This is a genomic window from Ruminococcus sp. CAG:330 (genome assembly GCF_000437175.1).
In the GTDB taxonomy this organism is placed as follows: domain Bacteria; phylum Bacillota; class Clostridia; order Oscillospirales; family Ruminococcaceae; genus Ruminococcus_C.
Genome location: NZ_FR897982.1, coordinates 1 through 13,362, shown reverse-complemented (window position 1 = coordinate 13,362; position 13,362 = coordinate 1). Strand labels below are relative to the sequence as shown.

Annotated in this window: 12 protein-coding genes and 1 pseudogene (1 of these 13 only partly in view); 10 read left to right on the top strand and 3 right to left on the bottom strand. The window is 55.1% G+C overall.

Annotated features, from left to right (window positions below):
• The 5 genes from QZL66_RS00650 to QZL66_RS00630 form a co-directional block, all read left to right on the top strand.
• On the top strand, positions 1-46 hold the 3' end of the coding sequence (locus QZL66_RS00650) for a SpoIID/LytB domain-containing protein (protein WP_022409843.1). The gene continues 647 nt to the left of window position 1, outside the view; only the last 46 of its 693 coding nucleotides appear in the window; its start codon lies off the left edge, out of view; its stop codon occupies positions 44-46.
• Entirely contained in the window at positions 43-486 is a 444-nt protein-coding gene (locus QZL66_RS00645) for a hypothetical protein (protein WP_293601737.1), read from the top strand. Before QZL66_RS00650 ends, QZL66_RS00645 begins: the two co-directional genes overlap by 4 nt.
• Before the next feature lie 167 nt (positions 487-653).
• Positions 654-1,211, top strand: coding sequence for a zinc ribbon domain-containing protein (locus tag QZL66_RS00640; RefSeq protein WP_022409841.1), 558 nt, complete (start codon positions 654-656; stop codon positions 1,209-1,211).
• A gap of 90 nt (positions 1,212-1,301) precedes the next feature.
• Complete coding sequence (locus QZL66_RS00635; protein ID WP_022409840.1) at positions 1,302-2,600, top strand: TrkH family potassium uptake protein; 1,299 nt, start codon at positions 1,302-1,304, stop codon at positions 2,598-2,600.
• Positions 2,601-2,612: 12 nt separating this feature from the next.
• Entirely contained in the window at positions 2,613-3,299 is a 687-nt protein-coding gene (locus tag QZL66_RS00630) for a potassium channel family protein (protein WP_022409839.1), read from the top strand.
• Between the two features lie 265 nt (positions 3,300-3,564).
• Here QZL66_RS00630 and QZL66_RS00625 read toward each other — a convergent pair whose 3' ends face one another.
• The 3 genes from QZL66_RS00625 to QZL66_RS00615 form a co-directional block, all read right to left on the bottom strand.
• Entirely contained in the window at positions 3,565-5,154 is a 1,590-nt protein-coding gene (locus QZL66_RS00625) for a peptide ABC transporter substrate-binding protein (protein WP_293601736.1), read from the bottom strand.
• A gap of 272 nt (positions 5,155-5,426) precedes the next feature.
• Positions 5,427-6,155, bottom strand: a complete 729-nt coding sequence (locus tag QZL66_RS00620) for a histidine phosphatase family protein (protein ID WP_022409837.1) — start codon at positions 6,153-6,155, stop codon at positions 5,427-5,429.
• A gap of 15 nt (positions 6,156-6,170) precedes the next feature.
• The gene (locus QZL66_RS00615) at positions 6,171-8,276 is read right to left on the bottom strand and encodes a C39 family peptidase (protein WP_022409836.1); all 2,106 of its coding nucleotides are present in this window, start codon (positions 8,274-8,276) and stop codon (positions 6,171-6,173) included.
• A gap of 373 nt (positions 8,277-8,649) precedes the next feature.
• Here QZL66_RS00615 and panB point away from each other — a divergent pair, with 373 nt between their 5' ends.
• From panB to QZL66_RS00590, 5 genes and pseudogenes are all read left to right on the top strand, one after another.
• Entirely contained in the window at positions 8,650-9,492 is an 843-nt protein-coding gene (gene panB / locus QZL66_RS00610) for a 3-methyl-2-oxobutanoate hydroxymethyltransferase (RefSeq protein ID WP_022409835.1), read from the top strand.
• Positions 9,492-10,352 carry a pantoate--beta-alanine ligase gene (panC, locus tag QZL66_RS00605; RefSeq protein ID WP_022409834.1) on the top strand — a complete coding sequence of 287 codons (861 nt, stop codon included), beginning with the start codon at positions 9,492-9,494 and terminating at the stop codon, positions 10,350-10,352. The genes panB and panC overlap by 1 nt, the downstream gene beginning before the upstream one ends.
• Entirely contained in the window at positions 10,349-10,732 is a 384-nt protein-coding gene (panD, locus tag QZL66_RS00600; RefSeq protein WP_022409833.1) for an aspartate 1-decarboxylase, read from the top strand. Before panC ends, panD begins: the two co-directional genes overlap by 4 nt.
• 13 nt (positions 10,733-10,745) lie before the next feature.
• Positions 10,746-11,948 (top strand): bifunctional phosphopantothenoylcysteine decarboxylase/phosphopantothenate--cysteine ligase CoaBC, encoded by a 1,203-nt coding sequence (gene coaBC, locus QZL66_RS00595; RefSeq protein ID WP_022409832.1) that lies wholly within the window; start codon positions 10,746-10,748, stop codon positions 11,946-11,948.
• Between the two features lie 230 nt (positions 11,949-12,178).
• Positions 12,179-13,326 (top strand): annotated as a pseudogene (locus QZL66_RS00590) (SLC13 family permease).
• The last annotated feature ends 36 nt before the right edge of the window (positions 13,327-13,362 follow it).

Sequence of the window (13,362 nt, the reverse complement as noted above, 5' to 3'; positions counted from 1 at the left end):
GCGGTTGCAGCCTATACCTATATCATGTTCAACGGCGGCAGCGTGACCGGCGTATGTCTGAAGGCAAATCCGCCGCAGAATGTTGTGGACGCAGTTTCCTCAGTGGTCGGACAGGCACTGTACTATGACGGGGATTATGCGCTCACCGTTTATGGCGCTTCCAGCGGTGGTGCAACTGCAAGTGCAGCCGATATCTGGGGCAGAAGCTATGACTATCTGGTCAGCGTTCCCTCGGAATATGATGCATTATACGACCCGAACTACGGGGAAGTGACGTACATGAGTACCGATGAAGTGCGTTCGAGAATCCAGGGCGCTTACGGAATCGCCCTTTCTGACAATCCGGCAAACTGGATTCAGATGGAGATCGGCGACAGCGGTTTTGTCCGCTCCGTCAACATCGACGGTCAGAAAACCGTCAATGGCTATTCTTTCAGCGGCGTTCTGGGACTGAAGAGTCCTCGATTTGCCTATATCTGTGGATAAGTTCGGTTCTCTTGGAATCATTTGACGCCGTTTCGTCATAAGATAACAGGGGAATGCCGCCGCAGAGGCATACGGCAGCGTGTGCAGATGTGCCGAAAGGCGGGCGGTGTTTTTCCGCATATGGAAACCGATGCTGCGGCAGGCAGACGCCTAGGGAGGAAATCAACATGGATTTTCGAGATCAGTTTCGAAAAATGAGCGGCGATGTGGGAAAGATGGCACGGGAAGTTGCTGACACTTCGAAAAAAGCAACGGCACGTGCCAGAATTCGCCGCATGATCAACACCTGCAACGATTCGCTGCAAACCATCTATCAGGAGATCGGCACAAGATACTACACAGAGAACCAGTGCGATCCGCAGGAACAGTACGCCGGACTTTTCCAGCAGGCTGCGGATACCATTGCACAGATCGACGTGCTGAAATCCGAGCTGGCAGGACTGGATCATGCTGTTATTTGTCCGTCCTGCGGTTCCAAAGTGATGGAAACACAGCGTTTCTGCCCGAACTGCGGATGCAAGAATGCATCCTACGGAAAGTGGAAGGCAGAGGAGGAAGCAGATGAAAATGCACGCCGTGCTGCGGGAGAAGCAGAACAGGCAGAACGGGATGCACACAGTGCCGTGCAGGAATCAGAAGAAGAGATTGTATCACCGGAAGGGACAGCAGAACAGTCCGCAGAGGCGGAGACTGCTGCACCCGCAAAAGAAAATACAGAAGCATAAACTTCGAGAGAAGAAGGAGGGCGCACACGGACAGTGTGCGCTTTTCTTCTAAGTGCCTGTTGTCGGAATAGGGAGATTAAACGGGAAGAGATGAAATGGAATAAGACCCTGACACCGGGACGTGTCATTATTCTTTGCTTTGCAGTGCTCATTGCATTTGGGGCGGTTTTGCTGGCACTGCCCATTGCTTACAAAAACAGAACGCCGCTCTCGCCGCTGGACGTCTGCTTTACCTCCTTCAGCGCAGTGTGCACGGTGGGACTGACAGTAGCACCCACCTATGAAACATTCTCCGCCTTTGGACAGGGTGTCCTGCTGTTCCTGATACAGGTGGGTGGCGTGGGAATCACCTCCATTGGTGTCGGTGTGATGCTGCTCGCCGGAAAGCGCATCGGATTGCGGGAGCGCATCCTCATCAAGGAAACGCTGAACTATCCCACCTTTGGGGGTGTGGTCAAGCTGCTGCGCTCTCTGCTGCTGGTGACATTTGGCATTGAAGGCGTGGGAGCAATCTGCTGTTTTCCCATTTTCTACGCAGATTTTCCGCTGGGACGGGCAATCTGGCTGAGCGTGTTTCACTCGGTATCCACTTTTAACCACGCCGGTTTTGACATTATCGGCGATGCCGGTATGCAGGAGTATACGCACCACGCCTCGCTGCTGGTTATCACAGCACTGCTGACGATTTTCGGCGGATTGGGATTCTTTGTCATTCGGGATGTGGCAAGAAACCGCCGGTTCCGGAAGTTCTCGCTGCATACAAAAGTCGTTTTGACCATGACAGCGATTCTTCTGGTGGGCGGTACGCTGCTGATGAAGCTCTCGGAGGGGGAACTTCGCTGGCTTCAGGCGTTTTTCTATAGCGCGATTTCCCGCACCTCCGGCTTTAGTATTTATTCGCTGGCGGCCTTCTCCAATGCGTCTTTGTTTTTGATGGTGTTCCTCATGTTCATCGGCGCTTCGACCGGTTCCACCAGCGGCGGTATCAAGGATACGACGCTGTTTGTCTGTGTCTGGTCAGCAATCGCCTATACCCGAAACCGCCAGCCCACCATTTTTCACCGGCGTATTTCCCAGACGGTACGGGACAAGGCAGTGATGATTCTGCTCATGGGATTGGGCGTTGTGATGGTGTCCACGTTTTTGATGAGCGTGTTTGAGCCGGATGTGTCGCTGATTCGGCTGCTGTTTGAGGTGGTGTCTGCATTTTCCACAACAGGACTTTCTACGGACCTGACCTCTCAGCTTTGCAGCGGCAGTAAGATTGTTCTGATGCTGACCATGTATATCGGCCGTCTGGGGCCGCTGACCGTGGCAACGCTCTGGATGATGCAGGGACGGAATAAAAATGCAATCCAGCGTCCGGAAGGAACCATATCTGTGGGGTAAGGAGAGAAAACGATGAAAGTAAGACGTACCAAGGAAAAGGAAAATATGTATGCCGTCATTGGACTGGGACGGTTTGGATTTGCGCTGGCGCAGCGGCTGGCAGAGTCCGGCGCTGAACTGATCGTGGTGGACAAGGAGGAGTCAGTCATCAACGACGCCACTGCTTTCACAGACAACGCCTTTCTGGTGAACGAGCTGACACGGGAGAACCTGAGCAACATCGGCATCCAGAACTGTGACACCGTCATTGTGGGCATTGGCGGTAAAATTGATGTGAGCATTCTCACCACGCTGACGGTCATTCAGCTTGGTGTGCCCAGAGTCATCGCCAAGGCAAACAGCGTGGAACAGGGCTGTGTGCTGGAGAAGCTTGGGGCGGAGGTCATCTATCCGGAGCGAGATATGGGCGTTCGTCTGGCAAACCGCCTGCTTGCGCCACGGGTCATGGAGTACATCGCCCTGAGCGACGACATCAGCATCACGGAAATCCGCCTGCCGGAATCGGTGAAAGGCGTGACGGTACAGGCGCTGAATCTCCGCCAGCGATACGGCTTGAACATCATCGCCGTGAAGCACGGTGACGAGGTGACCACAGATATCACCCCTGCCTTTCGGCTCTATTCCCATGATGTCATCGCCGTCGTGGGACGGCACGATCAGGTGAACTGTTTCGAAAAGTTCCTGCGCACATATCGGTAAGGTGTCGCACAAAACAGCAGAAATTATCCCATGCAGGCAGCAGATGCTTACATGGGATTTTTGTTTTGGGGAATATTCATTTCTCGTGCATCCCAAAAAATCCACCCGAAAGCGAATTCCTCTTTCGGGTGGACTTTGCCGGATTTGCACTTTGCGCTTCGGCAATCTATCTCAAAGCATCTGCAACCGCGGCTTGCACTGCTGCTACTGTCATTATATGCAGGAAGCCGCAGAATGCAACAAAGAAAATATTTCCATGCGGCAATCACTCAAAGTGCTTTGCGTTGCGGAAGTCGATGGCACCGGAGAATGCGTCATAGTGCAGATCTGTGTTGCTGGTCTGTGTGACAAGGTACTGGTTCTTGTAGAAGATGGGCAGGAACTGCGCTTCGTCCAGAATGGTCTGCTCTGCGGTGCGGCACAGCTGGAAGAACGTTGCCGTGTCGGCACAGCTGCGCAGGGAGGAGAGCAGCTGGTCTACCTTGGCGCTGCTATAGCGGAAGCGGTTGCAGTCCGTTGCAAACTGTGCCAGTACTGCATCCGGACTTGCCTCTGTGCCGGTGACGCCATAGACAGCGATGGTGTAATTTTTGTTCTCGATTTTGTCCCAGTACTCGGATTCTGTCACCTCGTCAATACCAATGTAGAAACCGAAGATCTCCTGCCAGTTCTGGATGATATCATGGAGATGATCGCAGTCCATGAGTGACGCACAGGTCAGAATTTTGGTGGAGTTCAGGGAGGCGATGCCCAGCTGCTGCATGCCCTTTTGCAGCATGGCAATGGCAGCCGGCTCATCATAGGCGGGGGTCAGATCAGTTTCCGGAACGGCATCCCGATAGCTGGTGCCATTGCAATACACTGTGGGCGGCACAATGGCAGAGGCGCTCAATAGGTCGCCGTTGGAGGTCAGCCCGATCTTGGAACGGTCGATTCCCATGGAGAGCGCCGTGCGAATGGCATCGTTGGCGTACTCTTTTTCGTCCGGATTGAAAATTAGCCCCAGCGTGGTATCCCGTTCCGATGTCACAGTGTAGTCCTTGCTGTCTACGTAGGCGGCAGGGTATACCGAGGTGAGAAGCACGTCGGATTCGCCGGAGGAGAAATCCTCGTCCAGCGCCTGCTGGCCGTTGCGGATGTGGAAAGTCAGATTCGTGGGATAGGTGCGGCGAGCCTCGGCGTTGGCGGCGTTCTGGCGCATGTAAATGAGGTTGTCGCTGCCGTAGGGATCGTAGAACCAAAGCCGCATGTAGAACGCACCGCAGGATGCCACGGCGTTCTGCTCCAGTCCGTAGCTGCCCTTGGTCTGGAGGAAAAATTCCTCATTGCAGGGCATGGCTGCGGTGGTAGTCAGCATCGCCAGAAACTGTGCGTTGGGCTGGTCTAGCGTGAATTGCAGCTGATCGTCGCTCACCGCCCGAACGCCGATCTCCGAGGGCACAAGTGTGCCGTTCTGGACGGCTTCGGCGTTGTGCAGACAGGAGAACGTCTCCGCATAGGGAGACTGTGTCTGCGGGTCAAAGATGCGCTGAAAGGCATAGGCGTAGTCGCTGGCAGTTACCAGCCATGTTTCCCCGTCGTCAACAGTATCATTGCCGTTTTTGTCGTAGAACCAGTAGCGGTCTTTGCGCAGCAAAAACGTGTAGATCAGTCCGTCCGGCGAAACGGTATAGCTGGAAGCTGCTGCAAGCTGTGGCGTGCCGGTGTCGTCCATTTCCAGCAGCCCCTCGTAAAGGTTGCGGATGATGGTCTTGGAGGAGGCATCCGTAGCGGACTGCGGGTCCAGACTTTTGGGATTGCCGATCAGGCTGGTGGTAAAGAGATAGCCGGAGCCGTCTCCATCTTTTTCCAACATCGGGATGTTGCATCCGGTGCAGAGAAAAAGAACGCAGGCAGCGGCGGAAGCAGCGGCAAGTCTGCGGAATATTTTGAAAAATGACATGGCGTTTGTCCTTTCTAAGAGCCAGTGTGTGCTGCCAAAACATATGAAGCAGCTCTTCCTATTATACCACGCTGCAAACCGATGTGCAAGGAAAAAACGTGGAATTTGCCGAAAAAATGTGGAAATGGAAAAAAGAAAGGCGGACAGCTTTCTGTCCGCCGTGAGAATCCGTTCTCAGAAAATGCTCAATCGTGCCGCTGCTCCGAATTGTCATAGGTTTCGCAGAAGCGTGCTGCAAACGCCGGCGGTTCTCCGTTGGCGTAAAGATGCGCCGTGTCGCCGAATGCATTCATTCGGAAGCAGGCGATGCCCTTCCGGCGCTCTTCTGTGATGAGCGAGGTCACAGAGGTTGGCGCAGCGCAGAAGTTGTGCCACAAAATCATGGGGGAAATACCGAGCAGGTGTCCCAGCATCACGCAGGTGACACCAAAGTGGCAGAAGATGGCGATGGTGTCCTCGTTGGGTGCAGTGACACGGTAGGTGTTTCCCTCACGGACATAACCGTAGTCGGCGAGAATGCCGTCGATGCCGTCCCAGACACGCTTTGCCTCCGCCTGTACGTGACCTTGCAGCATGGGCAGCGTTTCGCTCCACTGCACACAGTCGTAATACTTCGGCTCAACCGTCCAGTCCTGCGGAAGCTGATCCCACGGAATACGTGGCGCACCGGTGTGAAAATCTGGAATGGGCGCATGAAATTCCCGCAGCCAGGGCAGTTCGATGGCATCCCGTCCCATTTTTTGCAGCGTCAGGGAAGCGGTGTCTTTGGCACGTCCCAGCGGAGAAACGTAGAATGTGCGAATCTTCAGCTTTGCCATGCGCTCCGCCAGCAGCGCAGCCTCTTTCCAGCCCTTTTCTGTCAGGGAGTCAATGTCATAGTTGGGGTCGCCGTGGCGAATTAGTAAAAGTTTCATGTGTAGCTCCTCCTTTTAAATGGAAGTGATCGCAACCGCCTGATAACCCAGCGCTGCATAGCGTGCTTCCACGACGCTTCGCTCGTAGGCACGGAGACCGTTGCTGTTGTAGGGGTCGTTCATGTAATAGTATTTGTCATCGTAGCCCACCAATACCAGACAGTGTTCGTGGCTTGTCCATGTGTAGAGCTGTCCGTTGGGGAGAATCCACTGGGTGCCGGATTCCGGTGCCATCATATTGATGGTTGCCCAGACGGCAACGGCAGTGCCATTGTCAATGTAGTCTGTCAGCAGTGTTTTCATCGATGTTCCGGTGATGTTTTTGACAGTGTGCTTGCTGGGGGTAACGATACGGTTCAAAGCGTTGGCGATGACCGGCGCATAACAGCCGTAACCGTATGTGGAACGGGGGTCGCCGATAAAGGCACTGTTGGGGTCCGGGCCGTGCAGGTAGCCGTCGCTGCCGTAGTAGAGATAGCCGATGTCCAGCGCTGTGTCAATGAACGTGTCGATGGAGGTGCTGTATCCGGCGTGGCGCAGCAGCATGACAGCGCTGGCACTCTCGCAGCCGGTGGGATAGCCCGCCTGACTGAGGTAGGGGGTGTTCAGCAGCACCTTGACAATGACGCCGTCGGCGTTGGTGGTGTAGCCGTTCTGGGTCTGATTCCGGAGCAGTGCGCCGGTCTTGGTGTCAAAATAGTAGTTCTTGCCGTTCAGTGCGATTTTTCCAGTGCACATGCCGCCGTTCTCTGCGAAATAGTAGGTGTTGCCGGAGATGGTTTGCAGTCCGGTGAGCATGGCGCCGTCTGCGCCGAAGTAGTAGCGCACGCCGTTGGCGTCGGTCTGCCAGCCGGTGATGCTCTTGCCGTTTCCATCGAAGCAGTATCGCTTTCCGTCAATGGTCTGCCAGCCGGTGCAGCGCAGTCCGTTGGTGTCGAAATAGTAACGGCCGTCGTCCAGAATCAGCCATCCCATGCGGGCAGAACCATCTTCCTGAAAATAGTACGTGCCCTGCGGCAGTGTCAAAAGCCCTGTCACCGCTGCGCCCGTTTCCGGGTCGAAGTAGTAGAGTTTATCATTATGCTTGCACAGTCCGGTTTGGAGTATACCGGAGGTGTCGAAGCTGTAGAGTTTTCCGTCGATCTCGGCGATGCCGGTACAGCGCAGTCCGTTTTCGTGGAAGTAATACCGCTTGTCGTCAACGGTCTGCCAGCCGGTCACCATGGTGCCGTCCGCATCGAAATAGCAGACTTTTCCGCCGGACTGTTCCAGCCAGCCGGTGTGCAGCGAACCGTCTTTATAATAGTATCGGGTGATATTTGAATCCGGCAGTGTGCAGAAGCCCTCTTCGATGTAGCCGTATTCTGCGGAGAAGGGGTAATACTTGCCCTCTGCCTCCTGTGCGCCGAGATATTTTCCGGATTCCCGGGAAACATAATAGTAGCGGTCGTTCCAGACCACCCAGCCGTATTCCGCCTCACCGGTATTGGGGTTGTAGAACCGCCTTATCCCGTCTACCGTCTGCCAGCCTGTCCGCTCTGTGCCGTCCGGATGAAAACAGTAGGGCGTGCCATTGATCTCGAACACGCCGTCCTTGTAGATGGCACCGGTTTCGCCGGCGTAGTACACTTCGCCGAACAGCTCTGTCTGGAAGAAACCGGTTTGCAGAATGCCGTCCTCATCCAGATAGTACTGTTTGTCGTCCAGCGTCAGCCAGCCGGTCTGTTTTCCGGTGTCCTCCAGAATATAATAACGCTTGTCCCCGACTGTGACCCAGCCGAACTGGGATTCGCCGGTCTTGGAGTCGTAGTAATACTGCGCACCGCTGACTTCCTGCCAGCCAGTCTGGAGGATGCCGTCCGATGAAAATAGATAGAGCACGCCGTCGATTTCCACGGTGCCGGTTGCAGCGGCGCCGTTTTCCAGATAATAGCGGATGGTGCCGTCTGCTTCGACAGACCAGCCCGGCGTGCCGGTGGGGACAAGTGCCGTGGTGCCGGTTGCCGTTGCAATCGGAGGTGCTTCCGCAGCAGATACAGCCGGAGCAGCAGTGGCCAAAATAAGGGCGGCAGATGCAGAAAAAAGCAGACCGCCGCACAATTTCCAAAAATGATGTATCATAGAACACTCCTTTTTCCCATTGCGATTGTCGAACAAGTCTATTATACGCCAAAAGGCGAGGATTGTCAACCGCTGCGGAACGGGGGTGATCGGTGGGAGATGTCTGAGGGCTGAGGGGGATTTTTGGAGATGCTTGCAACAGATTTTGTAACAGCATTTTGCGGGTGCGACGTGCCGTGTCCGCTTGGTTCCATCGCATGAAATAGCAGTTTGCAGGCTGTCGGCTTCCGAAAATTGCAGTGGATTTGCGTGAAAACTCTCATGCAAATACTTGACAATCGGGGCGGTTTTTGGTATGATAACAGGTGGACAGTATTCCGAAAGGAAATTGTACTATGGTTATGCGGCGGAATGCGCCGTACAGGAGGAAGTTATGAAACAAACCGTACAGACCATTCAGGCAAAAAAACAGCGGGGAGAAAAAATTACGATGCTCACCTGCTATGACTATACCACAGCAAAGCTGATGGATGCTGCCGGACTGGATATGCTGCTGGTGGGGGATTCCCTGGGAAATGTGATTCTGGGCTATGAAGACACGGTTTCTGTCACCATGGAGGACATGCTGCACCATGCCAAAGCAGTGGCACGTGGTGCAAAGGAAAACGCCATGGTCGTCGTGGATATGCCGTTTCTCTCCTACCAGACCTCGGTATATGATGCCGTTGTCAACGCCGGCAGACTGATGAAAGAGGGCCGTGCCGGTGCGGTCAAGCTGGAGGGCGGCGCAGTGGTTTGCGACCAGATTCGTGCCATTGTGCAGGCATCCATCCCCGTTGTGGCACACCTCGGCATGACACCCCAGTCCGTGAATACTATGGGCGGTTTTAAAGTACAGGGCAAGACAGCGGACGCTGCCAAAAAGCTCCTTGCCGATGCCAAGGCCGTAGAAGAGGCCGGAGCATTTGCGCTGGTGCTGGAGTGCGTTCCGGCAAAGCTTGCCGCCTGGATCTCCGGCAAGCTGACCATTCCCACCATTGGCATCGGCGCCGGTGCGGGATGCGATGGTCAGGTACTGGTATATCAGGATATGCTGGGAATGTTCTCCGACTATCAGCCGAAATTCGTGCGCCACTTCGCCGATGTGGGAAGCGTGATGCGGGATGCCTTCGCACAGTATCAGGAGGCAGTGCATGACGGAAGCTTTCCGGCAAAAGAACACGAGTTTGCGATCTCCGACGAGATCATGGCACAACTGGAACAGGAGGAAAAGTGATGAAAATTGTAGAAACCATTGCAGAAGTACGGGAACAGGTAAAACAGTGGAAAAAAGAGGGACTGACCGTTGCCCTTGTTCCAACCATGGGCTATCTTCATGAAGGACACCGCAGCCTGATGGAGCGTGCACGGAAAGAGAATGACCGTGTGGTCGTCAGCGTCTTTGTTAACCCCACCCAGTTCGGCCCTAACGAGGACCTCGCCAGCTACCCCCGTGATCTGGAACACGATGCGGCACTGTGCGATTCCGTGGGTGTAGATTTGATTTTCCACCCCGCACCGGAGGAAATGTACCCCAAGGGCTTTTGCAGCTTCGTGGACATGGATGTCCTCACCAAGGAACTGTGCGGTCTGAGCCGCCCGGTGCACTTCCGCGGTGTCTGCACTGTGGTTTCCAAGCTGTTCCACATCGTCACACCCGATCGGGCATATTTCGGCGAAAAAGACGCTCAGCAGCTGGCAGTCATCAAGCGCATGGTGCTGGATCTGAATCTGGACATTGAAATCGTGGGCTGCCCCATTGTCCGTGAGGCAGATGGCCTTGCCAAGAGTTCCAGAAATACCTACCTCAGTCCGGAGGAACGCAAGGCTGCGCTGGTACTCAGCCGGAGCATCTTTGCCGGAAAGAAGCTGGCGGAGTCCGGCGAAACGGATGCGCACAAGCTGGTGCAGGCGATGACAGACATCATTTCCGCCGAACCGCTGGCACACATCGATTATGTAAAGGTGGTTGACCTGCTGACCATGCAGCAGATCGACAAGCTGGATCGTCCGTTCCTGGCGGCGATTGCAGTTTATATCGGAAAGACCCGTCTGATCGATAACTTTATGGTGCAGGCAGGAGGTGCCGGCGCATGACCATTACCATGCTCAAGGGAAAAATTCATCGGGCAACCGTCACACAGGCAGAGCTGAACTACGTGGGCAGCATTACCGTGGACGCCGATCTGCTGGATGCCGCCGGCATTCTGGAATATGAGGCAGTGCAGGTGGTGAACGTCGCCAACGGTAACCGGTTTGTCACCTACACCATCGCCGGCGAACGTGGCAGCGGTGTGATTTGTCTGAACGGTGCAGCAGCACGTCAGGCGCAGACCGGAGATAAAGTGATTCTCATGTCCTATGCGCAGGTGACACCGGAGGAGGCAAAGACCATGCAGCCCAAGGTGGTGCTGGTAGACGAGCACAATGCCGTGGCGAAACTCTCCCACTACGAGAAGCACGGCGAGCTGGCGTAAGACAGGAGGAACTATGCTACAGGGAAAGACCGTTGTACTGGGCGTGACCGGCAGCATTGCCGCCTATAAGATCGCCTCTCTGGCGAGCCGTCTGGTGAAGCTTCACGCAGATGTGCACGTCATTATGACGCCCAATGCCACGCATTTTATCACGCCTATTACCTTTGAAACGCTGACGGGAAACAAGTGTCTAGTGGATACATTCGACCGGAATTTCCAGTTTCATGTGGCGCATGTGAGTCTGGCGCAGCGAGCCGATGTTCTGCTGATTGCACCGGCATCCGCCGATGTCATCGGGAAGATCGCCAACGGCATTGCAGATGACATGCTGACTACAACGGTGATGGCGTGCACGGCGCCGGTGCTGATCTCGCCGGCGATGAATACGCACATGTACGAAAATCCCATCGTGCAGGACAATCTCCAGAAACTGCGGTCGTTTGGCTATACAGTGATTGAACCGGCGGTGGGCATGCTGGCGTGCCGGGACGTGGGAGCCGGAAAAATGCCGGAACCGGAGGTGCTTCTCCAGCATCTGCTGCGGGAGATCGCCTGTGAAAAGGACTTGGCGGGCAGGAAGATTCTGGTGACTGCCGGCCCGACGCAGGAGGCGCTGGATCCGGTGCGATACCTGACCAACCACTCCACTGGAAAGATGGGCTACGCTGTCGCCTATCGGGCAATGCTCCGTGGTGCAGAGGTGACGCTGGTCACCGGCCCGACGGCAATCGAACCGCCGCCGTTTGTCAAGGTCGTTCCGGTGGAAACGGCGGAGGGCATGTTTCAGACAGTCACTGCCCGTGCACCCCGGCAGGATGCCGTTATCATGGCAGCAGCGGTGGCGGATTACCGTCCCACGGAAGTGGCATCCGAAAAGAAAAAGAAACAGGATGGCGATGCCTCCATTCCGCTGACTAGAACCAGGGATATTCTGGCGCATCTGGGTGCACACAAGCCGGAGCACCAGTTCCTCTGCGGATTTTCTATGGAGACGGAGCACATGCTGGAGAACTCTCGGGCAAAGCTGGAGCGGAAACATCTGGATATGATCGTCGCCAACAATCTGAAGGTAGCAGGTGCCGGATTCGGCACGGACACCAATGTGGTGACCTTCATCGAGCCGGACGGGGAACAGGCGCTGCCGCTGCTCTCCAAGGAAGATGTGGGCGATGCGATTTTAAACCGCATGGCAGCGTTCTTCCGTCACACAAAATAAAATGTGAGAGTCTGTTCTGTATCTTTTTATGTGCGGATTTTCGAGCATGATTTTGTCGGTGACAAGGAAAAAATCCGCAGGCATACTGTCGTATGGCAAGGATTTTTGACGCAGTCAGCGGCAAAATCTGCCGAAAAGACGTATGGAAAAAAATACGGAACAGGCTCATAGAACAGTATTGCGGCAAACCTCTGCTGCAATGCTGTTTTTGTTGGAATCGGGGAAAGAATATGACTGTTTTCAAATCGATCTGGCGGTGGATTCGGCGGGAAGCGGTGCTCTCGGCGGCGATTCTGCTGGCAGCGGTGTCGGCGTTTCTCGTACCGCCGGACAGCGCCTATCTCGGCTATGTGGACTACCGTACCCTTGCCATTTTGTTCTGCCTGATGGCAGTAATGGCGGGGCTTCAGCGGCTGGGAATCTTTGACCGTCTGGCGCAGGAACTGCTCAGCCGGGTGAAACGGTGCAGTTCCATGGTGCTGATTCTGTGGGGACTCTGTTTCTTTTTCAGCATGTTCATCACCAACGACGTTTCGCTGATTACCTTTGTACCGTTCACCATGGTGGTGCTGCGGCGCATCGGCGGAGAGACAGAGCGGAAGCTTCTGGTTCCCGTGGTGGTGATGCAGACGGTGGCTGCCAATCTGGGCAGTATGCTGACCCCCATCGGCAATCCGCAGAACCTCTACCTCTACGGAAGATCCGGCATGTCCGCTGTGTCATTTTTCAGGCTGATGCTGCCCTATACGCTGCTCTCGCTGGGCATGCTGGCAGTTTGGAATGTTCTGCTCTGCCGGAAGCACCGGGGGAATGCGGTCATCGACCTGCCGGAGAAAAAGCCGCTGGACAGCCGGAAAAAGCTGATCGCCTATCTGGTGCTGTTTGCGCTGTGTCTGCTGACTGTGGCGCATCTTCTGCCGTTTTCGGTGACGCTTGCGGTGGTGCTGGCGTATTTGCTGCTGTGCGACCGGAGCGTGTTTCGCAGCGTGGACTACTCGCTGCTGCTGACCTTTGCGGGCTTCTTTGTGTTCATCGGAAACATGGGGCGCATACCGGCGTTTTGCGATTTTTTGGCGGGGCGGGCATCATCGGCGGTAGGGAACTGCTGACCGCCGTGCTCTCCAGCCAGATCATCAGCAATGTTCCGGCGGCGCTGCTGCTCTCCGGATTTACGGAGAATACACCGGCGCTGATCGTGGGGACGAATCTCGGTGGACTGGGGACGCTGATCGCATCTATGGCAAGCCTGATCTCCTTTAAGGCAGTAGCACGGGAAAAGAAGCAGCAGGTGGGAACATATCTGCTCTGTTTTACCCTTGCCAATCTGCTGTTCTTAGCGGTATTGCTTGGCTTGGCAGTGCTGCTGGGTGCGATATAGCTAAGAGCTCGTGTTCATAGGCGTCTATCTACGTCT